Origin of the sequence: Vibrio sp. 1CM2L (assembly GCF_023161695.1) — a bacterium.
GTDB classification, from domain to species: domain Bacteria; phylum Pseudomonadota; class Gammaproteobacteria; order Enterobacterales; family Vibrionaceae; genus Vibrio; species Vibrio coralliirubri.
In genome coordinates this window covers 1,191,029-1,212,633 of sequence record NZ_JALNTT010000001.1, presented here as the reverse complement: position 1 = coordinate 1,212,633, position 21,605 = coordinate 1,191,029, and the positions used below count along the sequence as shown (strand labels likewise).

Genomic DNA, 21,605 nt, shown 5'->3' with positions numbered 1-21,605 from the left:
CCTCCATCGCAACGAAGCAAGGCAACAAGCACTTGATTCGAATGCACTTAAACAACACGTCGTAACCAACCGACGCAATAAAAGTACAGAGGAAATAAAATGAAAAAACTAATCGTAATTACAGGTGCAAGCTCTGGTATTGGTGAAGCAATCGCTCGTCGTCTAAGCGATGAAGGTCACCCTCTGCTACTTTTAGCTCGTCGTATTGACCGCCTTGAAGCGCTGAACCTACCAAACTCTCTATCTGTGAAAGTAGACGTAACAGACAAAGCATCTTTTGATGCAGCTATCGCACAAGGTGAAGAGAAGTTTGGCCCTGTCGATGCGCTTATCAACAACGCTGGCGCAATGCTTCTTGGTCAAATCGATACTCAAGACGCACAAGAGTGGAAGACAATGTTCGATGTGAACGTGATTGGTCTTCTAAACGGCATGCAGTCTGTACTTGCTCCGATGATGGAACGCAACACAGGTACTATCATCAACATCAGCTCTATCGCAGGTAAGAAAACATTCCCAAGCCACGCGGCTTACTGTGGTACTAAATTCGCGGTACACGCTATTTCTGAGAACGTTCGTGAAGAAGTAGCGGCTTCAAATGTTCGTGTTACCACTATCGCACCGGGTGCTGTAGAAACAGAACTTCTGTCTCACACAACATCTCAAGAGATCAAAGACGGTTACGACTCTTGGAAAGAAGACATGGGCGGCGTATTGGCAGCTGACGATATCGCTCGCGCTGTATCATTCGCTTACCAACAACCACAGAACGTATGTATCCGTGAGATTGCTCTAGCACCAACTAAGCAACAGCCATAGGCCTTTGCTATCGCTACTAAATAAGCGATGAACCAAAAAGCGCCACTACTGAATAAGTAGTGGCGCTTTTGTTTTGATTCAATCTAATTGTTAGCGATAAGCGAGATTAGAACTCAACGCGGTAAACTGATGTGCTACCACTCACTTCGTTGCCAACCGCAATAAAGTGGTTACCAGAGCGAGTGAAATACTTGATTGATTCTGGGCCTAAGTCACCCGCTTTAGCGTTGTAAGTATCGTTGTCGCAATCACCGTCTTCATCAACCTTAGTACATACTGGTTGTGTAAAGTCTCGGTTGTTCAAGTAACTGATGAAACTTGCACTCTTAGGCTGCGTTACGTCGTAAACCATGATGCCACCTTGGCGCTCAAGTCCAATAAAGGCATAGTGCTTACCGTTGATCTCAGCCACTTCGATCGCTTCAGGTTCTACGCCTTTATCATCACTACGATCGTCACCGCTTTGGTTGTTATCATTGGTGCTGTTGAAGTTTGCAGGATCTTGCTCAAGTACGATTCGAGCAAAATCATCGCCGCTATCAAACACTAACTCGCCTGACTCATCCCAGATAGAGAAAGAACGGCTGCCGAATGCTTGAACCTTTTGGTCAGCAGCGAGTGTCCCTTGTGGCTTAATCACTTTAAGACGTGCAAGTTGCTTGTTGTCTTTCAATGCGCCAGCTAATGGGTGGTTAGCGTCAACATCTAACTTCTTGCCGCGCACTTCATCGACATAAGCGATACAAAAGTCTTTTTCTGTAGTGTAGTTTTCGGTGCCTTGATAATCGTCACCGTCCCACTCAAAACCTTTCTCATCACACATTTTTTGCGTGGTCTTGATGCCATATTCACGACCATCACCTTCGTTCGCAGTCACAATGTAGGTGTTGCCCTCAACACTGTAGCTAGTGATGCTATCTGGCATGTAGAGACCTTCTAACATCGCGTAGCTTTGTAGATTACCGATATTTTTGTCTTTGTTTGACGCATCTAGCTTAGCGTTATCCCAAGGCTTTCCGCCTAGTCCAAGAATCGCATCCACTTGTGCACTCGCCACATCAATCGCTGCCAACGCGTTGTTCTCTTGAAGGGCAACGTAGAGTTTTCCGTTATCCGCAAACGTTAGGTATTCCGGTTCAAGATCTTGAGCAACTGTTGCATTCGGCGCAGAGATTCTAACCTTGTCGGTCAACTCTGCATGACGAGGCTGACCTTGATTAAATGCCTTAAAATCAATTTGAGTGACTGTCGCTTGCAACGGGCCCTTGGTTAAATCCACCAGCGTTACTGAACCTTCAGGATCAATGCTGTAATCCGCATTCGGCTCACCTTCATTTGCAGAGGCAATGTAGCGACCATCTTTCGAGAAGCTCACCATGTCCGGTAATGCACCAGCCGTATAAGTAGTGATCAGCTCTAACGTGTCTGAACGATAAAGTGCAATGATGCCGTTTTGTTGCTTGTCAGTATTTTCAATCGCGACAGCAACTAATCCTTGATGAATCGACACACTGTTCGCTGCACCAATATCAATACCAGAAGCTGCAGCCGCTGATTGAAGATCAATAGAGCCCTCAGGTCTTGGTTCGCTAGCCGAGTTCATTGATAACACATCAACTTTTTGAGCTTGAGCGTTCACAACATAAAGCTTGTCGGTACATGAATCGTAGCTGACGATTTCGGCTGCAGAAGTATCAAACGGGGCGTCGGCAATTGAACGACCAACTAGGCTGATTCCAGTTACCTCAGCATTGGAAGCGCTTGGCTGCTCGATGGATTGGCATTGAAGGCTAAAAGCATCAAGTGATGTTTGAGATGGCGTAGCAGTCGTTGGTGATGTTGGTTGAGAACAGCCTACTAGAGCAGAACTTACCGCGATAGGCAGTAATAATGTCAGCTTATTAAATTTACGATTCATATATCCTCCATAATTTGAATCGCGATCATAGAGGGCTGTTATGACACTTATCTTTCCCTTTTATTAACAATAAATGACGACAATGAGTTTCCCTTACCCATAGCGATAATAAGTTGGATTAGGTATTTCATTAACAAGCAAGCAAAAAAAAGCGCCCAAGCTGGCTGATGCTTGAGCGCCTTTAGTAAACTGAATAGGGAGATTAGAAGTTGTAACCACCACCAATCATGAATACCCATGGGTCGATATCAACGTCTGTTGAGTAGTTGTTCCCATTGATATCAGAGTATTTAGCTGTAGTACCGATGTCAGCATACCAAACCGATGCGTTTAGGAACCAATCTTCATTGATCATGTAATCGATACCGATGTTCGCAGCAAGTCCCCAAGAGTCATCCAAAGAAACATCCGTTAGGCCTGCATTTTTTCCGTTAGCATTCAATCCTTCATCAAAGAACACTGTGTAGTTAAGGCCAGCACCCACGTATGGACGGAAGTCACTGTTCGCTTGACCGAAGTAGTATTGAACCATGAACGTTGGTGGAAGGTGTTTCGTGTCTGCAATTTTACCTAAACCGTTAACAGAAATGCTGTGAGAAAATGGGCTTGCTGCCAATACTTCAAAACTGATGTTGTCAGTGAACATGTAACCGAAAGTCAGGCCAAGCTGAGTATCAGAATCAACCGAGAATTCTAGGTCAGGGTTATTAAGTACAGCGCCGCTACTGTCGTTCGGAGATACCGTTGCCGCACCTGCACGGATGATGAAATCACCTTCTTTATGAGCAAGAACATTGGTTGACATAAGAGCCGCAATAACTGCAATACCACATACTGTTTTTTTCATTATAATTTCCTTTTGAGGGCTTCATTTCATTGGTGAATGAGTAATCATTTCTTATTTTGCGTGCAAGGTAGCATAGAATAACCCTACTTTATTGATGGAAATCAATTTGTGAAAAGTTGTGATTATTTATGTAAATTTATATCGACCCGATCACTTTATTCCTTCATTTTATTGACAGTTTTGTAATGCAACTTTTCCGTGCATCATTTTGTTAATTCAATCCCGTCACTTTGCTCAGCTCTCTTTGGATCAAAATAGAGCAAGCCAATATCTCGAACGCTTCATTTTGGTGCAGAGCAACAAGAATCAATCTCGCCTCGTATAATATTCAATGAGTTACATTTGGCTTAGTGCTTGCAAGTCTATGTTCATAATCATAAATACATTGAGGTTCTGATCATGCAAGACACTCTAACAATCGTTCTGGCCGGCGGTGTTGGCTCTCGGCTTTCCCCTCTCACTGATAACCGTGCAAAACCTGCGGTACCCTTTGGTGGCAAATATCGAATCATCGATTTCACTCTCGCGAACTGCTTACACTCCGGGCTACGCCAAATTTTGGTGCTGACTCAGTACAAGTCTCACTCTTTGCAAAAACATTTAAGAGATGGTTGGTCGGTGCTTAACCCCGAGCTCGGCGAATACATCACCAATGTTCCCCCACAAATGCGAACCGGTGATAGCTGGTACAGCGGCACTGCCGATGCAATTTATCAAAACTTGTATCTGCTTTCTCGTAGTGAAGCCAAGCATGTGGTGGTGCTATCCGGTGACCATATCTATCGCATGGATTACGCACCAATGCTCAAGCAGCACAAAAAGAAAGAGGCCGACCTAACCGTGGCGTGCATGGAGGTTTCAATTGATGAAGCCAAAGAGTTTGGTGTGATGGAGATAGATGAATCTCTAGAGATCAATAACTTTACCGAAAAGCCGCGTTACCCTGCATGTGTACCTGGTAGGCCGACTCGAAGCATGGCTTCAATGGGTATTTACGTCTTTGATAAAGAGGTACTAACACAAGCACTACTGGCGGACGCCGAAGATCCGAACTCAAGCCACGATTTTGGTAAAGACATCATTCCGAAATTGGTCGACAACAACAGTGTTTACGCATACAAGTTTGGGGATGAAGAAGGCCGTGTGACCCAAGATGCGTACTGGAGAGATGTTGGTACTATCGATTCTTATTACCAATCCAACATGGACCTGTTAAAGCCAGCTTCGCCAATCGATTTATATCAACCTGATTGGGCAATTCGTACTTACGAACCGCAGTTGCCACCCGCACGAACCATTGCTTCGGTTGAAGGTAACCAAGGAATATTCATCAACTCGATGATAGCAAATGGCGTTGTAATTGAAGGCGGCTCGGCGCAAAACTCTATCTTCTTCCCTAAAGTGAAAGTCAGTAATGCCGCGATTGTGATTGATAGTATTTTGTTTGAAGATGTTGAGATTGGAAAAAATTGCCACATACAAAACTGCATCATCGATAAAAACGTTAAGGTGCCTGACGGAACCCAGATCGGTGTTGATAGCCTTGCCGATGCGAAACGCTTCCACATATCAAAACAAGGCGTGATTGTGGTGCCCTCTTCTTACCAATTTGAAGAGTAACCTTTAACGTTGGGATGGCTTTTCTTTAAACGAAAAAAAGGCAGCGAACTCGCTGCCTTCTTATTTACTTACACGGCTTCAGTTAAGCCTTAACTGTCCATGTATTCGGTTAAACAGAAACCTTAGAAAGGACCTAGTTCGATCATTTGAGCAATCACAACGGAAACCAAAGCGCCCACCGACCAGAACAAAAACAGCGGTAGGAAGAAACGAACCCACTTGGTGTAAGGTACTTTTGCTATAGCCAATACCGCCAACAAGCCACCATTGGTTGGGTAAATATAGTTAGAAATACCATCACCCAATTGAGAAGCCAGTGCCGCCACTTGACGAGTCACTTCACCAATATCAGCCAACGGAATAATGATTGGCATGGTAATCACCGCTTGGCCACTGCCAGACGGAATGAATAGGTTGATCGCAGCCTGCGAGAAGTAGATCCCTGCTGCTGCCACAAGTTTAGAGCTACCAGAAATGATCTGTGCAAGATAGAAGATAATTGAATCAACAATCTTCGCGTCTTCCATAATAGTTAGCACTGAACGAGCGAAAAAGATGATCAGTACCGCCACCAATACGTCGCTAACACCTTTGGTCCAATACTCACAAATCTTGTTCGGAGATAAACCCGCCACCAAACCCGGAATGATCGCCATCGCCACGAATGCACCTGCAATCTCAGTGAAGCCGAAACCCATCGTCAACGTGCCGAAGATCATGTATACGAACACGCCCAAGAACGCGATGCCCGCAAGCTTTTCACGTGTGGTCAGTGTTTTCGCTTCAACGTTAGATTCGTAGTGATAACCCGTACCGTGCAACAAGCCTTTGGTTGGGTCTTGCTTAACTTTGCGCGCGTAGTTAAGCACATACCACGCACCCGTTAGCAACATGAACATGCCAACAATAAAGCGGTACCACATACCTGAATACATAGGCAGTTCAGCGATAGTGTGTGCGATACCCGTAAAGAATGGGTTAGCCAAAGCGGCGGCGAAACCTGCACAACTTGCCAGTAAAACAACACCAAGTGCCGTAATCGCGTCATAGCCAAGCTTGATACAGATCGGGATCATCAAAGAGATAAAGATGACATCAAGTTCACGCATACCGGTGAAGGTAACGTTGAAGAAGATCGCCGTCATGATCACAGGTGCAATCACGTACAAGCCCTGCTTCTTTAACTTAGTGGTTAGCGCAACAACGGATGCGTCTAACAGACCCATGTGTTTGATAATGCCAAAAGCACCACCCACAAATACCACAACGCCCATCACGCCAGAAGCGGATTTGAAGCCTTTAAAAAATGATTCGAAAAAAGAGGCTAATGTTGTTGGGTTGCTGGTCAATTGTGTGTAGCTGTCTGGGTCGATAACCGTGCGGCCATTCATGACCACTCGCTCGAATTCACCAGCAGGGATGAAGTAAGTTGCGATTGCAGCAACGATCACCATGATAACCAAAGAGAGAAACGGGTGGTTTACTTCTTTCTCTGTCGGCGCTGTGTTACCAGCTTGAGATGTAGGTACGGATGTGGATACCGTAGTCGTCATATAGACTCCTTATTTGTCAGCAACTAAGGTTCACTTAGCCGCCGAGAGGGATTTTTGGAAAAACGAAACCCTTCACGCTGAACTAAGTTCGCGCTAATTTAGGCTGTATCAAAAAGGCCTTTGATAGATGGTGCTCTCAAATGTACATAGTGAAGTAGTGAGTGCTACTCTCTTTGCGTCCGAGCAAAATGCAGATGTTCAGCCAAGTCAGGCCAAACTGAATGAGGTCATTACAAGCAGGTAAACAGAAAAGTCTGTTTTAGTAATGCGTTTTTTATCAATTACAAAGACAAGCGGCGCATACTAGCACAACGAGTCATGAATTGTCAGAAAAGTGTGATTTTCGTCATATTTTGGTGAGCAACAAAAAAGCGCCCACTAATAAGCTAGGCGCTTTTCTGCAATAGAACAGAGTTACTTAGGGGCTAGCTCGTAGTTCTCTTGCATTTCATGAGGGGCAATCCCGTACTCATAATCCGCTAAGTAGCCATCCTTATAAACCTTCATACCCTTTTCATCCCAGCTCACTTTAATCACCGCAGTTTTGCCATCTTCACTGCCCATTAGCTCTAACATCTCAGCATCGATCTTAATCGCTTTGATGGTTTTAATGCGCTTAAACGGCTTAAATTCTGTGGTCGATGTTGGCAGTGAACCATAGCTGCTGATCCACGTATCCTTTGGAACCAACCATTGGTTGAAAACATCATCAACAATCGCTTTCGGCATGCTTGCAATAACCACATCGTCCGTCATTACATTATTGGTTTCTAAGCTGTAACCACCCTTTCCATCTGAAACGTAGGTAGGAAAATCAACGCCAATTTCAGATTCAGCAGGCAAACGGCCTAACGTCACCGACTTCTTAACATACAGCTCTGCAGTATCAAATTGCTGCATGATCTCTGGAATTTTCTGAAACTCAACAGGCGCAGCAAAAGCATTAAAAGCGAAAGAAAAGGAAGCTGCAATTGCAGCGAATTTAACAGGCATTTTCATGATAACGGATCCAAATAGAAGATGGTTGTTAGAGTATCCCGTACTAACAAACACCTCAATAAACTGCAGCGTCTTATATTGGTAATTGTGATACTGAGTGATGAAATCATAAATAGTTACTTTGCCATTTTCTCCTCATCTCAGCCCGTCTAGTTTCGCTGCTCTTCAGTTTCAACCTAAAAAATCTCAGTCATTTTTACCGTACTGTCAGCCTTATGTCAGTGGCGCAAAATGGTAAGTCCTGCCTTTGAACAAACCTAAAATGAGACCTCGATCATCATTTTGAGGTTCTCATGAAGGCTATTTACATCATTGCTGCCGCGTTGTTGCTGAGCAGTTCCTTAGCAAACGCAAATGTGCACAAGTGGAAAAATACCGAATTTCAGACCTACTCCGACAAAACACAGGTCAGGTTTTTATTGGTAAACCGTTACACCAAACAAGCGGATTACTACCTGCGAATTGATGACAAAGAGTTTCCAAACAAGATCCAATTGGATGCAAACCAAGAGATAGAGCTGGATATCAATGTTAAGACGCCAGCTGCTCAAACAACCAAGAAGAAGATTTGTACGCGCATGGTGACGGATTCCCCGAACAGCTACGAAGTATGCACCAATCTTAAATTTAAGCGCTATTAAGCCAATTCAAATGGTACTAACGATGCAAAAAACCATAACAACGCTGCGCAGAGCTTTATTGACTGTCGTTGCACTGGCTATCGCCTCACTGAGCAGCACTGCTCTCACGCTGCCCGTTTCTGCAAACCCGATACCGAGCGTATCTAACCCATCCGGTACCGACCGAGTTCGAACTTCTAAAGGGGCTTCATGTGAGCAAGCGATTTCCACAGGTAAAACCGTTCAGTTCGGAACCTACGGATCAACCGGCAATGAAGATAGCGACAGCTATTACAACAATTATTACTACCAAAATCAGGATGAGGCAGGCGTATACGCGGCTGTGACATTCCAATTTGGTGGTGAGGATCGAGTTGACTGTCGTCGACTCTACGAGTTCGAGCTCCGTGAGCGAGAACGTTTAGAAGAGCTAGCTCAAGCGGAACATGAGCTAAAGCTATTACAAATCGAAGCAGAGAAATATCGCCTGCTGAAGATGAAACAAAGCAATACCACTTTTTCGGAGTAAAAATGCTTAATAGAAAACCACTACTTGGCCTAGCTGCCATGTCTGTATTTTCCACTGGTTCGGCGTTTGCCATACCACCTGACCATCAAGATGACAAAACAGGTGATGTTGTATTCTCAGCATCTGTCGAGTCTCAATGTGGGATAGAAGCAACAGAAGACCAAGCCGACTTGGCTTTTGGCGAAAGTTACAATGAATCTCACGCGACTGTAAAGTTAGTCAGCAACAGAAACGGAATCAAAGTTCGAGCAGAAGAGATCAAAATCGAATCGTTTAACGGCCAAATTCAAAAAGGCGATGTGTTTTTCCAGTCAACGGGGACAACAGAGCTAGACCAATCTGCAGTTAGTTGGGAATCGGGTGTAGACATCACTCGGGATCAAATTCGTGAAGATAACAATATGAATCTTTTCGCTCGTGTTGCGGTTGATGAAAGCAATCTCGATGCTAGTGATGATTACGAAGTAAAAACAAAATGGAAGATTGAGTGTAACTAACCCATCATCTCTCCCACGGTAAGCCCTTTAATCATGAGGGCTTACTGACCCAGAGGCACTATGAAAACTCTAGTTTTATTCTTGGCGATATTATTTATCGCGCCCTATGCCGTGAGCACCGGGTTTGATAGGAAAGAAGTCGAACATTTCAATCAAATGTGCGTCGATGGCTCAGACAACCACCAGCGCCGAATCTTTGATGCGTTGTCGAATTCTGAATACATCGATTGGTCGAGCATCGAGTTAATCGACACCGAAAGTCGCGTTAACTACACCGAGACTACCGTCGAAATTAAGCAAACTGAGCGTGTCACGTGCGATCTTATTGTCGAATACAAATATCATCATGCCGATATTGTACTGAGCTCAAGCTATCAGGTCTCTCTCAAAGATAAGCAAACCATCAGTAATGTGGCTGTTACTGAACAAGCGGTCACGGACTTTATTGTCCGCGTTATGGTGAACTAGCATGGCACGTTTTGTTATCGCGTTTGTTCTACTTAGCTTATCTAGCTGTACATTGGCATCCAATAATCACTCTACATTAAGCTTTAAAAAGCATGTGAGAGAACGCTGCGGTTTAGAAGTGATCAATAACCAAGGTGAGATGAGTTTTGGTCGAGAATACGATGGCAGAGCCATCACGCTCAAGCTGGAGTCCAATCGCAAAGATTCTCGATTGTTGCTCAAACTGCAACATATTGACCTAGGCTCAATTGATGAATCTCGTATTTCAGAACTTGTGCGATTCAAAGTCGAAACGCCGGTTCGTTATGAAGGTGACATTAATTATTGGCGTCAGGGCGTCGAATTTCCTGTCGATCAACTGGCATCAAATAAAGAAGTCGATATTCGAGCACGTATTACTATACCCGAGTCCCAACTCACAGCTGGAGAGTTTCACTTCAATATGGAGTGGGCAGTTGAGTGTCTATAAATTAGTAACTTAAGCTGAGTTTTTATTCAAAGAAGAAAAAAATGCGTGAGCTGGAAAGAAAATCAATGGAGTGACAAGTTCGGAATTATAAAACCGATAAAGAGAGATTCACTGGGAATTCGCTGTAGGTTAGCGCAAATTATCAAGGATGGAGTTTTTTTGAACATGTCTCTAAAACACGAAACATAATATGCGATCAGTTCATCGGACTTTCAAGGGAGTAACAAGAGAATATTTGATAACACTGAAGTCAATCACACATGTGCTAATTCTCAGTTGGTTAATCTATCCGATGTTTGCTACGTTTAAATGACACAGTCATTGGAAAGGTATGATTTATGAAAATAAACGTTCAAACACATCACGTATCAATTAACGACGACTCACGTAAAGACATCGAAGGTAAGTTCGAAAAGATATCAAACCATTTTCCATCACTGATCAGCTGCGACATCATCATTACAAAAGAACACGGTCAACATCAGGTTGAAGTATTCACCAACTACGAAGGTGTACGAGTAACAGCAAAATCGACAGACGATGTTATGTACCCAGCTATCGCTGCAGCACTTAAGAAACTTGAAGCGGGCCTAAGTAACCGTAAGGGACAATTGAAAGCCGACCTACACGAGAAACCAACAAGCACGAAGCCAGAGATTGCTTCGGACATCATCCAAGAGATGAAATTGGTCTAACTCGATAAGTAGTTAAAGCGAAATAACTAATAGAAACTTATTAAGAATTTCAAAGCCAGCACACGTTGCTGGCTTTTTCGATCTTAAAGCCAAGCAAACCTTCCTTCTTTACCGTTTCTCGCATTCAGCTCAAACCCACATCATTTTTAACGCCCTTAAGTTCTTAGCTGCTATAACAATCACTTGTGGTATTTGATACAGTTATAAACAGAAATTTAGACCACAACGGAATGTTTATTATGAAGAAAATCGCATTGATACTTTTCCTTGCCACTCAACTAATGGCTTGTACAGAAGTGGGCAGTGAAGCTTGGTGTGCGGATATGAAAGAGAAGCCTAAAGGTGACTGGACGGCTAATGAAGCGGGCGATTTTGCTAAGCACTGCATTTTTTAAGCGGGTTGTCCGTTTGATACGGAAGACACCGCATAAAAAAACGACCGCTAGGTAGACCGAAGTACCTAGGGTCGTTTGAGCTTCAAAATGCTAGATAAGCTCTTAACTTTCACACAACATACTTTCTATATGAGTTTGTTACGGATATGGATCACTACAGCTTCTGCGATAATAACCACAGCAAAAATACTCACCAATACCATCGATACTTTTTGCCACTCAAAAAGGTTTTGCGCATCGTTTAGCACCACGCCAATACCACCAGCCCCCACCAACCCCAGTACAGCAGATTCACGCACATTGATATCCCAACGGAACAATACAATTGAATAGAATGCTGGCATCACTTGTGGCCAATACCCTTTAAGCAAGATGCTCATCCAAGAAGCGCCAGTTGCGCGCAGAGCTTCGATAGGCCCCATGTTCACTTCAGCAATCGCTTCCGCTAACAGCTTCCCTACAAAGCCGATACTACGAATGGCAATTGCCATAATGCCTGCGAGAACACCGGGGCCAAATAGTGCGATAAACAACAGTGCCCAAACCAATGAGTTCACAGAACGTGAAGACACCAGAAAGAATTGAGCAACCCAGTTCAACGCTTTATTCGGGGTAATGTTTGGCGCATTCAGTAACGCCAACGGAATTGCAAATACCAAGGTAAATAAGGTACCTAACGTTGCGATATGCAGCGTCTCAATCATCGCAGCGTGAATCGATTCAGGATAGAAACCGTAGTCCATTGGCACCATACGCTCAAACATATCTGCGAACTGTGCTGGTGCGTCGTATAAGAACTCAGGAATCACTTCCACCGTCTGCCAAGACCACACGATGGCGCACACAAGGCTAAGGTAAACAGCAAATCGAGCTACACGTTCGTTGGGTGTAAAACGCTGCCACTCTCTATCAATAGATGCAGTTGTCATTAGAAGATTCTCCTAACAATGTTGGAAAGGAATTCGCCGACAAGAATCAGTGCGATAATGGTGATCAAAATAGCCGCGACGAAGTCGTAGTCAAAACGTTGGAATGCCGAGAACAATGTACCGCCAAGGCCACCAGCCCCTACTATGCCAACCATGGTTGAGTTACGTAGATTCGAATCTAACTGGTAGCTAGCAAAGCCAATAAAACGCGTGAATACCTGAGGCATCACCGCATACAGAATCACGCTAATGAAACTCGCGCCAGTTGCTTTAATCGCTTCAACCGGTTTAAAAGAGATCTCTTCGATAGCTTCAGCGAACAGCTTGGCGATGAAGCCAATGGATGCGAATACTAAGGTCAAGATCCCAGCCAGAGCACCAAAGCCCACCGCTTTCACAAACAAGATGGCGATGATCACTGGGTGAAAAGAACGACACAATGCAATAAATCCACGAATGGGCGTTGATACGATTGAAGGCATCATATTTCTCGCGGCTAGCAAGCCTAGAAACAGTGAAATAGCGATGCCAAAGAAACTTGAGATAATCGCAATCTGTAAGCTTTCCGCTAACCCACTAAGCAGTAAGCTGGTTCGCGAAAAATCAGGCGGAAACATTCGAGATAGTAACCGCTCACTTTCACCAAAACCGATGATCAAACGATCAAAGGTAAGCCCTAGCGTCGAGAAGCTGTAAAACAGATAAGCCACTATACCGGTGATAATCGCACGGTTTGTCCATGACACCTTGAAAGGGTTTTCGTGCTTCGCTGGCGACTGGTTTGACGGTACGCTTGGCGATGAGCTTGGGGTTAGTCCAGCCATGATTCACCCCCATAGATAATTTTTAGATCTTCTTCAGAAATACCTTCAGGACTGCCGTCGTAATGCACCTTGCCGTTACACATGCCGATGATACGTTTAGCGTAACGCTTGGCTAGGTTCACATCGTGGATGTTCACCAAAACAGGGATGTTTTTCTGTTCTGCAAATGTCTCCATTAACTCCATGATCTCAACTGCGGTTTTCGGATCGAGTGATGAGGTAGGTTCGTCAGCCAGAAGAATATAAGGGTCTTGCATCACTGCTCGAGCAATACCAACTCGCTGCCTTTGTCCACCCGACAAGCTGTCGGCACGTTGGTTAGCAAAGTCTTGTAAACCAACAAACTCAAGTAGCTCAAACGCTTTGGCGAGGTCTTGCGCAGAGTAGTTACGACGCCATGCATTCCAAGCAGTCATGTAACCCAAACGGCCACTCAACACGTTCTCGATAACCGTTAAACGTTCGACAAGGTTATATTCTTGGAACACCATGCCGATATGTCGACGCTGTTTGCGTAGCGCTTGACCTTTAAGTTGAGTCAGGTCTGCGCCATCAAAAATGATTTCACCTTGGCTTGGATCGTTAAGGCGGTTGATACAGCGTAGAAGTGTGCTTTTACCTGTACCGGATGGGCCGATAATCGCGATGATGCCAGGCTCATCGATATCTATATTAATGCCTTTAAGGATTGGCTTGCCTGCCACGTATTCGTGGAAAAGGTTGTTTATCTTTATTCCTTCATAGCTTGCTACGGCCATACTGCATTTCCTTGTGCGAATTTTAGAATGAACTATGCCCTACCCGCGAGGGCATAGATTTTTAGTTAAGGTAAGTATTTAAAGAACTAAGTCTTTCTAAAACTTAGCCTTCCAACTGAGTCAAGAACTAGCCGTTGTTTGCTTGTTTTGCTAGCTCAGCTGCTTTTTTCTTTGCGCGTTTAGCCGCATCTTTTTCAGCGAGCTTCTTAAGACCAGCTTTGGTGTAAGCCGTACCTGTCGCGTGTGCGATATCACGAATCACGTCCCACTCTTCTTTGTAGCTGATTGGTGAGAAGCGGTCTGCACCTTTAAATGATGCACTCATCTCTGGAGTAAAGCGGTAGCTAAAGAAAGCTTCGTTGATCTTCTCAACAAGCTCTGGTTTTAGGTTGTACGCGTAACCAAAAGCAGACGTTGGGAAGCGTGGGCTACGGTAGATGATCTTCAGTTCAGAATCGTCGACACGACCTGCAGCGACCATACGATCGTAAACATCTGATGCCACCGGTGCTGCATCATAGTCTCCATTGAAAACACCAAGAATAGACTGGTCATGCTTACCTGAGTAAAGCACTTTATAATCCTCATCTGGCACTAGGCCTTTCGCTGGGAATAACGCACGTGGAGCTAGGTTGCCAGAGTTGGAAGATGCAGAAGTGTGTGCAACCTTTTTGCCTTTCAGATCAGTCATTGTATTAATACCGCTGTCTTTACGCACAATGGTGATCAGGTTGTAGCCTTGGAAACCAGACTCATCGCCTTTTACTGCAATTGGAACGTAACCCGCTAGGTTAACCGCGTAGCCTGTTGGACCGGTAGAGAAACCTGCAACGTGCAGTCGACCAGAACGCATCGCTTCTACTTGCGCAGAGTTCGAGTGAACTGTGTAGTAAATCACTCGCTTACCCGTAATTTTACTTAGGTGAGCTTGGAAATCCGCAAACGCATCTTTATATAGCGCTGGGTCTTCTACTGGCGTGTAGGTAAACACAAGCGTGCTTGGGTCGTTCCACTCATCTGGATTCTTTGGTGAATCGGCGACCAAATCTTGGTTTTCATCACAGTATCGATCGTCTAACACACCACGACTAGAGCAGTCGCTTGCCATAGCCATTGAAGGAAGTAGTAATGAGCTAGCGATTAACAGTCCTTTAACACTGATTTTCATATTCAAACCTTACTTTTACTTATTGTTGAAAGTCACCTTCGCTATTGCAGCCTTTGTGCCATGTTTTTATTTATTTAATTTCAACAACTTACAACAAACCCCAAACTAACTAATATCTTTTGAGTCATTCGTGTCCAACTCAAAACCAATCATTTGGGTCATTTCTGTCCCGTCGATTTCAGTGGTAAAAAAAGAGCCCGAAGGCTCTTTGGTTCACTGCTTTTTCTTTTGTTATTCTTTAGTAAGCGCTCTCTATACAAACGCTATAATTAGCAGGTGTAACACTGCACTCAGAAGAACCTAAGCGTCGCTGTCCATGCAGTTTGCGTAATAAGTTACCGTTGCAGGCCAATCGCTGAATACGCCCATCACACCAACATCTTGTGCCAGCACATCAAGCATTTTCATCATATCGCCATCATTGTTGATACCATCTTTCACACTCTTGTAATACCAACCACCGCCTTGCGCTAGCGGGCCAGAACGTTCCAGTGTCCAAGCGATAATGTCGAGGTCTGCATCCTTAGCAAGCATGGCGTAGTTAGACGCAACCAGTTCGTTGTTTTCGTCTAAATCAACCAGAGCAAACAGAGGTGGTGCGATGATATTCACACCCGCATCGTGCAGTTCTTTCATGTTCTCAACAGACGCGACAAAGTCCGCTTGTTCGTAAACACGGTCATCAAGATAAACCGCTTGTTTGCCGAACTTCGGCGTTTCATTGATCCAGTACTTCACATCATCCAAGTTGAATGACTGCAGGTAAGCCTCAGAAGGCTTGAAACCCGCTTCTTTCAGTTCATCCACCAACTTCTGCGCATACATCTCTTGGCTAAATCCATTGAAAGGCATGTCGACTGCTGCCGATTTCAATTCAGGAGTGACCTTCACGCCGTGCTCTTTAAACAGTGCTGCACTTTCTGCGTGTGTCATCAGTGTGCCACTTTGGCTGTAAAGATCGGTTCTCCAACCTGGAGTCCCGTTCATGTACTCTTCAACCGTGGTGGCTTTTGGGTTCGCCCCATCCATTTTACCTTTGAGCGTCTTAAACTCAGCCAGCGTGAAATCAGAAGTACGGCACTCAACCTTAGCATCTTCGCCTGTCGCTGGATTAGCTGGTATAAACGGGGTTGAGCACTTCTTAGCAAGATCTGGATGCGCTAATACATCGGTCGTGGTGTGCAGATCACTTTGCGAGTGACGACATACCAACGCCTTATCTTTGGTGAAGGTCACATCACATTCGACGACACCAGCGCCCATTTGAATCGCCGCCAAATAGGATTCCTTAGTGTGCTCAGGAAACTGCATAGCAGCTCCGCGATGCCCAATAGAAAAATCGCTACGATGAAAAGGTCCTTCGCTACAACTGAGCAGCTTTGTTTTCAAAGGGCTCTCATCCATATTGTTAACTAAAAAGAGGGGACGAGGTCCTAAGTTTGCTGGTTCTGCAGCGGCCCATGCCGTTATTGAACTCATACCGAGTATCAGAGCAATCGAACCTTTCAGTATTTGCTTCATGTTTGTATCTCCTTGCAACAAGCAATTATTTTTCTAATGTCCTTTGTTCGATCATTCAGTGTTGATAGCTGTCATATGTTTTTGACTCAATACCGAATAACCTCATGTGGACTGACGCCACAATGTAGGGATTGCACGCTTTGTGCCAGATGTTAAAGCTCTTTTATTACAATCACTTGAAACAGTCAATCATTCGACTAAATGATAAATGGGTCATTGTTGTCTTGTGTTTTTACTATGCGAATTAATGAACCAGCTAGACCTTGAAACTCTCTTTATCCAATTGGTGTTTCTTCATTTTTCGATAAAGAGTTTTACGCGGTAAATTCAGCTTACTTGATACCTCATTAATATTACCCGCGCTTTCTATTAGCGCTTCCGTCAGAACATTTCGTTCGTACTGCTCCATCTGCTTTTCAAAAGCGAAATCTTCTCCGGATGCTTCACAAATTGGCGATTGAAGATCAAAGCCATCACCGACGATACCCAACACAAATCGATCAGCGACATTACGCAGTTCACGCACATTGCCCGGCCATTCATGTCGGCATAGCTGCTGAATTTGTTCCGGGTAAATCGTCGAAGGACGTGTCTTGTATTTATGACTCGCTTGAATCACAAAATGGCGAAACAGCACCTGAATGTCTTCTTTTCTTTGACGCAATGCAGGAAGGTTTAAGCTCGCAATGTTAAGGCGATAGAAGAGATCGGCTCTGAATTCTCCAGACTCACTCAAGCTCGCGAGATCAGCTTTACTAGCGGCTACCACGACGATGTCGACAGGTATCAACTCGTTACCACCAACACGCTCAATCATTCGCTCTTGAATCACGCGCAACAATTTGATTTGTACCGCAATCGGCATGCTCTCAATTTCATCGAGAAACAGAGTCCCGCCATTGGCTTGTTCTATTTTTCCAATACGCTTCTTGTTCGCGCTAGTAAACGAACCCGCTTCATGGCCAAACAACTCACTCTCAATAATGCTTTCTGTCATGCCGCCACAGTTAATTGCGACAAATGGTTTAGTCTTACGACGACTAAATTGATGCAGAGCGCGAGCTATCACCTCTTTACCCGTTCCCGTTTCTCCATTGATAATGGTATCGACGCCAGTATGTGCTAAAGCGAGTACTTGCTTACGTATCGTATCCATCGCTTTTGATTGGCCAATAACCACAGACTCTATAGGTAGCTCCTCTTGCTCATCGCCATCCGAGGTTGAAGGGCAATTGTGCTGACATTGGGTAATCGCCAAATCAAGCTTCTCCACCAGCTCACTCGAATTAAGCGGTTTTTCCAGAAAGTCGAAAGCACCAAGCTTCATCGCTTCGATCGCCATTGGGATATCGCCATGGCCACTCATCAATAAAACGGGTACATTCGGGGCACGGTGTTGGATTGAGCTCAACAACGTCAAACCGTCCACTTTCGGCATACGCACATCACACAACACAACCGACAGACTGTTCGCTTTAAGCGACTTTAGGCCAAGGTTGGGATCAGTGAAGGTGCTGACACTAAACCCTTCTAGCTCTAACATTTCGCTCACGGCTTCGACGACATCTATTTCATCGTCGATAAGAACTATGTGTTTTTCTGAAATCATGAGCCTGTGCCTTTTGGTAGAGTGACGATAAAGGTGGTGCCTTGGTGTTCAACCGATTCCACGTGAATCGAGCCGCCAAAGTCTTTTATTATGTTGTATGCGATAGACAAACCGAGCCCTAGTCCTTTGCCTGTTGTTTTTCGGGTATAAAATGGGTCAAACAAATACGGGATATCTTCTTCGGGTATACCTAGTCCATTGTCCTTGACCGAAATCTGAATGGTGTTCAGGTGCTCTTGCGTTGAAATGCTGAGCTGGGGCTGCTCCCTATGTTCAACGGCATCCAGAGCATTACTGATAAGGTTCACCAGCACTTGTTCCAAGCGTATGCTGTTGGCTCGAACCATCTGGTAGCTTTGGGGCGAATACTGAATCGATACTGAGCTTTGTCTGGTTTCAAACAGGTCAATTGCATCACCAATCACCTTCTCCAGTTCTACGTTATCAATCTTGCCATCGCTCTTACGTGAAAAGGCTTTCAAGTGACGGGTGATTGCCGCCACCTTATCTAGTAGGACTTCGATCTTTTTAAGATTATCTTCGGCTCTATCTGGTCTATTTTTACCTAGCCAAAGCTGAGCGCTTCGAACGTGACTATTCACAGCCGTCAGAGGTTGATTGATCTCGTGCGTGATCCCGACACTGAGTTGTCCCAACGCAGCCAGTTTTCCGGCTTGGATTAGCTCATCTTGAGTCACTCGCAATTTAGCTTCGGCTAAGGTGCGCTCTTCAACCTCAGCCTCCAGTTTGCGATTGGTTTGCTTAACGATTTTGGCCGTGGTTTGGAACACCTTCAGGTACTTAGCCATTTGCGTCACTTCGTCTTTGCCACGAATGGATACTTCGGTATCTAAATGGCCGGTAGAAATCGCGAACATATTGTCTTTAAGCTGTAAAAGCCTTTCCAAAATACTCTTACGCACGTAGAACCATGAAATAGCAGCGGCAGCCAATACACTAAATAAAGAGAGAAAAAGAGAGAGGCGCTGATTAGATTGCAAAGATTGCTGCGCCTGCTGAATCGATAGGTCAATATCACTGTTCACTTGGTTGGTGTTGCGTTCGATCTGTACGGTTAACTGATTGAGATGCTCACGGCTGTTTTCTAGGAAGTATTGCTCTTGATAAAGATGATCGAGCGCTTTGTTTTTCATCCCATACAAGCTGCTATCGCTTGAGGCGAGGTTATAAATCACCGTGAGTTGATGATCTAATTGAGGAAAGTCACTTCTTAAATCACCACTGACCCAGAGCTTCCACCACTCTTCTCCTACCTGCTCGAGTCGGTAACTGGTGTAATCCAGTTCATTAAAACTGGAATCGTTATACAGCTTTTCGACCAAGCCTAATTGGTAATAAAGCAGAGACTTGAGCTGTGTGTACTGGATTTGATCTTTGGCAGACTCAGGTAGGCTATCAAGTGAGTCACTGGCTTGCTGCAATAGAGGATAAAAGCCTTCAAGCAAATTACGAAGTTCTTGATTGAGTTGTTCTGACTCAATCTCACTTTGATACAACAGGCTCAGACTATTATTAACTTGGGCGATAAGATCTTTAAAGTAGGCGTGATAATCAGGAAATTGAACCATAACGCTATTCATTACTGATATAGCCTCTTCAATTTTGAGCATCGCCTGTTTGCGCTCTAAATTGGATTCAGCGTCACCGAGCTGAGAAGATGTTGTGATAATCACTCGCACCATATCATTAAGGCGAGCGGCATTATCTAAGGCCGGGATTTCACTATCCTTTAGCTCAACAAGACGTTGGTTTAAATCATCGAAGGTAAAGCTGGAGATAACTGAGAGGAAGATAGTGGTCATCGATAGCATGGCTAACGCAAGTACCAAGCGCAGCTCAATACCTTTCCAACCAAACCACTTACGACGTGGAATTTTGATCGAGAACGGGCGCTCGAAACTATCCTTATTTTCTACAACCTCGGAGACATAACTACTCACTCGCCCCACCTTCTTTTCATCAAATAATCAACAGTAACTGTCAATGATTCAATCAGTTAGGGCGTGAGCCTTACTTGGGCTTGCATCGAATAGCTTTAGTGAAACTATTAAATGAAGAGCAATCATTAACATTTCACATAAGATATCATAACAATTATTTTATAAAGCTTGAGCTGTCTGTTTTGCGATAATAGAAAGTGACCGCACCGACAGAAACGTGATTACTTTATCAATACGCACGTAAATTATATGAATAGCACTCTCCATCAAGCAGTCAAAACCTACGATGATTTAATAAGTTAAGGTCTAGAGATCGAAAAAATCGCACAAGTTTTCACTCATACGATTTCATTCATGTCATGTCCATCGACTAACCGAGACTCAACGAACTTAAAGAACTTAAAGAACTTAAAGAACAATCATCCCATCTCGATAAGTCAGTGCTGGTGTTACATCTTGACCAAGTAATACTGGGCCATCGAGGTCGACGACTTCAGATTGAACCGCAATAGGCAGAGCTGCACGCATCGCCAACGATGTACCAAGCATACAACCCGACATCAGAGTAAACCCGAGTCTTTGGGCTTCTTCTGCAAGTATCAATGCTTCAGTCAAACCGCCCGTTTTATCGAGTTTGATATTGACCATTTCATACTTACCCAACAGCGATGAGAGCTGTGAAGTGGTATGACAGCTTTCATCAGCACAAAGTGGTATCGAGTGCTTGATGTGCGCCAGTGAGGCATCGTGCTGTTGGGGTAACGGCTGCTCGATCATCGCAATATCAAATTCTGCCAGTTGATTAAACAACTCTTCGAGATTCAATCCTGTCCACGCTTCATTTGCATCCAAAATAATTTGAACATCTACCGCAGCTTCTCGTACCGCGCGAACACGCTCTACCACTTGCTCGCCATCAAGCTTCACTTTTAAGAGTTTTGCCCCATTCGCGACATAATCTCGAGCCTGTGTCGCCATGGCTTCTGGAGTGCCAATGGAGACTGTCATTGCTGTCACGATTTGATTCGGTAACTCAAACAGGCTATTTGGGAAGACCAGGTCATGTTGTTTGGCTTCAAGCTCCCAAAGCGCACAATCAACCGCATTTCGCGCTGCCCCTCCGGTCAATAAAGACTGAAGATGATCTCTTAGCTCTGCCGGATCGGTAACGCCTCGTTCAAACATAGCTTCAAGTGCGCTAGACGCTTGTTGGATTTGCGCTAACACAGACTCCGATGACTCACCGTATCGTGGGTAAGGCGTGCATTCGCCCTGAGCTCGTTTGCCATCATGTTCAATGTAAACACGAACAACGTGACACTCAGTTCGACTGCCACGAGAGATGCGAAAAGGCGTTTGCATCGCGATAGTAATGGGTTCTGCTGTAATCTTCATAATTTCACTCG

Annotated in this window: 21 protein-coding genes; 9 read left to right on the top strand and 12 right to left on the bottom strand. The window is 44.5% G+C overall.

All coding sequences use genetic code 11. The annotated features are described in order from the left end of the window. Positions 1-99 precede the first annotated feature (99 nt). Entirely contained in the window at positions 100-819 is a 720-nt protein-coding gene (locus MSG34_RS05230; protein WP_008216572.1) for an SDR family oxidoreductase, read from the top strand. Between the two features lie 106 nt (positions 820-925). On the opposite strand, the gene MSG34_RS05225 is transcribed toward MSG34_RS05230, so the two are convergent. Both MSG34_RS05225 and ompW read right to left on the bottom strand, forming a co-directional pair. Beyond that, positions 926-2,737, bottom strand: coding sequence for a choice-of-anchor I family protein (locus tag MSG34_RS05225; protein ID WP_248336478.1), 1,812 nt, complete (start codon positions 2,735-2,737; stop codon positions 926-928). A gap of 202 nt (positions 2,738-2,939) precedes the next feature. After that, positions 2,940-3,584, bottom strand: coding sequence for an outer membrane protein OmpW (gene ompW / locus MSG34_RS05220; protein ID WP_248336477.1), 645 nt, complete (start codon positions 3,582-3,584; stop codon positions 2,940-2,942). A gap of 399 nt (positions 3,585-3,983) precedes the next feature. Here ompW and glgC point away from each other — a divergent pair, with 399 nt between their 5' ends. Continuing rightward, entirely contained in the window at positions 3,984-5,204 is a 1,221-nt protein-coding gene (gene glgC, locus MSG34_RS05215; protein ID WP_248336476.1) for a glucose-1-phosphate adenylyltransferase, read from the top strand. A 122-nt stretch (positions 5,205-5,326) separates the two neighbouring features. Here the strand turns inward: glgC and MSG34_RS05210 are convergent, their stop codons facing one another. Together MSG34_RS05210 and MSG34_RS05205 are read right to left on the bottom strand one after the other, a co-directional pair. Next, positions 5,327-6,757 (bottom strand): Na+/H+ antiporter NhaC family protein, encoded by a 1,431-nt coding sequence (locus MSG34_RS05210; protein ID WP_248336475.1) that lies wholly within the window; start codon positions 6,755-6,757, stop codon positions 5,327-5,329. 414 nt (positions 6,758-7,171) lie between these two features. Continuing rightward, on the bottom strand, positions 7,172-7,756 hold the full coding sequence (locus MSG34_RS05205) for a hypothetical protein (RefSeq protein ID WP_248336474.1): 585 nt from the start codon (positions 7,754-7,756) through the stop codon (positions 7,172-7,174). Between the two features lie 293 nt (positions 7,757-8,049). Between MSG34_RS05205 and MSG34_RS05200 the strand changes: the two genes are divergently transcribed. The 7 genes from MSG34_RS05200 to MSG34_RS05170 all read left to right on the top strand — a co-directional run bounded on the left by MSG34_RS05200 (position 8,050) and on the right by MSG34_RS05170 (position 11,429). Beyond that, entirely contained in the window at positions 8,050-8,397 is a 348-nt protein-coding gene (locus MSG34_RS05200; RefSeq protein ID WP_048611632.1) for a hypothetical protein, read from the top strand. Between the two features lie 22 nt (positions 8,398-8,419). Next, positions 8,420-8,905, top strand: coding sequence for a hypothetical protein (locus MSG34_RS05195; RefSeq protein ID WP_081228941.1), 486 nt, complete (start codon positions 8,420-8,422; stop codon positions 8,903-8,905). Positions 8,906-8,907: 2 nt separating this feature from the next. Then, entirely contained in the window at positions 8,908-9,402 is a 495-nt protein-coding gene (locus MSG34_RS05190; protein WP_048613835.1) for a hypothetical protein, read from the top strand. 60 nt (positions 9,403-9,462) lie between these two features. Then, on the top strand, positions 9,463-9,870 hold the full coding sequence (locus MSG34_RS05185; RefSeq protein ID WP_048611636.1) for a hypothetical protein: 408 nt from the start codon (positions 9,463-9,465) through the stop codon (positions 9,868-9,870). A gap of 1 nt (position 9,871) precedes the next feature. Further along, complete coding sequence (locus tag MSG34_RS05180) at positions 9,872-10,339, top strand: hypothetical protein (protein WP_248336473.1); 468 nt, start codon at positions 9,872-9,874, stop codon at positions 10,337-10,339. A gap of 338 nt (positions 10,340-10,677) precedes the next feature. Beyond that, on the top strand, positions 10,678-11,034 hold the full coding sequence (raiA, locus tag MSG34_RS05175) for a ribosome-associated translation inhibitor RaiA (protein ID WP_102320895.1): 357 nt from the start codon (positions 10,678-10,680) through the stop codon (positions 11,032-11,034). Between the two features lie 239 nt (positions 11,035-11,273). Next, positions 11,274-11,429, top strand: coding sequence for a DUF3012 domain-containing protein (locus MSG34_RS05170; RefSeq protein WP_017061679.1), 156 nt, complete (start codon positions 11,274-11,276; stop codon positions 11,427-11,429). 125 nt (positions 11,430-11,554) lie between these two features. Here MSG34_RS05170 and phnE (MSG34_RS05165) read toward each other — a convergent pair whose 3' ends face one another. From phnE (MSG34_RS05165) to dgcA, 8 genes are all read right to left on the bottom strand, one after another. Then, a complete protein-coding gene (gene phnE / locus MSG34_RS05165; RefSeq protein WP_048663773.1) occupies positions 11,555-12,358 on the bottom strand; it encodes a phosphonate ABC transporter, permease protein PhnE in 804 nt (267 codons plus the stop codon). Continuing rightward, entirely contained in the window at positions 12,358-13,182 is an 825-nt protein-coding gene (gene phnE, locus MSG34_RS05160) for a phosphonate ABC transporter, permease protein PhnE (RefSeq protein ID WP_248336472.1), read from the bottom strand. Before phnE (MSG34_RS05160) ends, phnE (MSG34_RS05165) begins: the two co-directional genes overlap by 1 nt. Then, positions 13,170-13,940: a phosphonate ABC transporter ATP-binding protein gene (phnC, locus tag MSG34_RS05155; protein ID WP_004732991.1), complete on the bottom strand. Its 771-nt coding sequence runs from the start codon at positions 13,938-13,940 to the stop codon at positions 13,170-13,172. Before phnC ends, phnE (MSG34_RS05160) begins: the two co-directional genes overlap by 13 nt. A gap of 127 nt (positions 13,941-14,067) precedes the next feature. Beyond that, a complete protein-coding gene (gene phnD / locus MSG34_RS05150) occupies positions 14,068-15,108 on the bottom strand; it encodes a phosphate/phosphite/phosphonate ABC transporter substrate-binding protein (protein ID WP_017054845.1) in 1,041 nt (346 codons plus the stop codon). A gap of 300 nt (positions 15,109-15,408) precedes the next feature. Continuing rightward, entirely contained in the window at positions 15,409-16,629 is a 1,221-nt protein-coding gene (locus MSG34_RS05145) for a glycerophosphodiester phosphodiesterase family protein (RefSeq protein WP_172378326.1), read from the bottom strand. A gap of 256 nt (positions 16,630-16,885) precedes the next feature. Further along, positions 16,886-18,238, bottom strand: coding sequence for a sigma-54 dependent transcriptional regulator (locus tag MSG34_RS05140; protein ID WP_122082392.1), 1,353 nt, complete (start codon positions 18,236-18,238; stop codon positions 16,886-16,888). Then, on the bottom strand, positions 18,235-20,208 hold the full coding sequence (locus tag MSG34_RS05135) for an ATP-binding protein (RefSeq protein ID WP_248336471.1): 1,974 nt from the start codon (positions 20,206-20,208) through the stop codon (positions 18,235-18,237). Before MSG34_RS05135 ends, MSG34_RS05140 begins: the two co-directional genes overlap by 4 nt. Positions 20,209-20,607: 399 nt before the next feature. Further along, entirely contained in the window at positions 20,608-21,594 is a 987-nt protein-coding gene (gene dgcA, locus MSG34_RS05130) for an N-acetyl-D-Glu racemase DgcA (RefSeq protein WP_248336470.1), read from the bottom strand. Between the last annotated feature and the right edge of the window lie 11 nt (positions 21,595-21,605).

What these genes read in the sequence shown, in the direction of transcription:
- MSG34_RS05180 (WP_248336473.1), top strand. Translation starts at nt 9,872, where the DNA reads ATGGCACGTTTTGTTATCGCGTTTGTTCTACTTAGCTTATCTAGCTGT.
- MSG34_RS05140 (WP_122082392.1), bottom strand. Translation starts at nt 18,238, where the DNA reads ATGATTTCAGAAAAACACATAGTTCTTATCGACGATGAAATAGATGTC.
- MSG34_RS05170 (WP_017061679.1), top strand. Translation starts at nt 11,274, where the DNA reads ATGAAGAAAATCGCATTGATACTTTTCCTTGCCACTCAACTAATGGCT.
- phnC (WP_004732991.1), bottom strand. Translation starts at nt 13,940, where the DNA reads ATGGCCGTAGCAAGCTATGAAGGAATAAAGATAAACAACCTTTTCCAC.
- MSG34_RS05185 (WP_048611636.1), top strand. Translation starts at nt 9,463, where the DNA reads ATGAAAACTCTAGTTTTATTCTTGGCGATATTATTTATCGCGCCCTAT.
- dgcA (WP_248336470.1), bottom strand. Translation starts at nt 21,594, where the DNA reads ATGAAGATTACAGCAGAACCCATTACTATCGCGATGCAAACGCCTTTT.
- MSG34_RS05200 (WP_048611632.1), top strand. Translation starts at nt 8,050, where the DNA reads ATGAAGGCTATTTACATCATTGCTGCCGCGTTGTTGCTGAGCAGTTCC.
- phnE (WP_048663773.1), bottom strand. Translation starts at nt 12,358, where the DNA reads ATGACAACTGCATCTATTGATAGAGAGTGGCAGCGTTTTACACCCAAC.
- MSG34_RS05195 (WP_081228941.1), top strand. Translation starts at nt 8,420, where the DNA reads ATGCAAAAAACCATAACAACGCTGCGCAGAGCTTTATTGACTGTCGTT.
- MSG34_RS05190 (WP_048613835.1), top strand. Translation starts at nt 8,908, where the DNA reads ATGCTTAATAGAAAACCACTACTTGGCCTAGCTGCCATGTCTGTATTT.
- glgC (WP_248336476.1), top strand. Translation starts at nt 3,984, where the DNA reads ATGCAAGACACTCTAACAATCGTTCTGGCCGGCGGTGTTGGCTCTCGG.
- MSG34_RS05225 (WP_248336478.1), bottom strand. Translation starts at nt 2,737, where the DNA reads ATGAATCGTAAATTTAATAAGCTGACATTATTACTGCCTATCGCGGTA.
- ompW (WP_248336477.1), bottom strand. Translation starts at nt 3,584, where the DNA reads ATGAAAAAAACAGTATGTGGTATTGCAGTTATTGCGGCTCTTATGTCA.
- MSG34_RS05145 (WP_172378326.1), bottom strand. Translation starts at nt 16,629, where the DNA reads ATGAAGCAAATACTGAAAGGTTCGATTGCTCTGATACTCGGTATGAGT.
- phnE (WP_248336472.1), bottom strand. Translation starts at nt 13,182, where the DNA reads ATGGCTGGACTAACCCCAAGCTCATCGCCAAGCGTACCGTCAAACCAG.
- MSG34_RS05210 (WP_248336475.1), bottom strand. Translation starts at nt 6,757, where the DNA reads ATGACGACTACGGTATCCACATCCGTACCTACATCTCAAGCTGGTAAC.
- phnD (WP_017054845.1), bottom strand. Translation starts at nt 15,108, where the DNA reads ATGAAAATCAGTGTTAAAGGACTGTTAATCGCTAGCTCATTACTACTT.
- MSG34_RS05230 (WP_008216572.1), top strand. Translation starts at nt 100, where the DNA reads ATGAAAAAACTAATCGTAATTACAGGTGCAAGCTCTGGTATTGGTGAA.
- MSG34_RS05205 (WP_248336474.1), bottom strand. Translation starts at nt 7,756, where the DNA reads ATGAAAATGCCTGTTAAATTCGCTGCAATTGCAGCTTCCTTTTCTTTC.
- raiA (WP_102320895.1), top strand. Translation starts at nt 10,678, where the DNA reads ATGAAAATAAACGTTCAAACACATCACGTATCAATTAACGACGACTCA.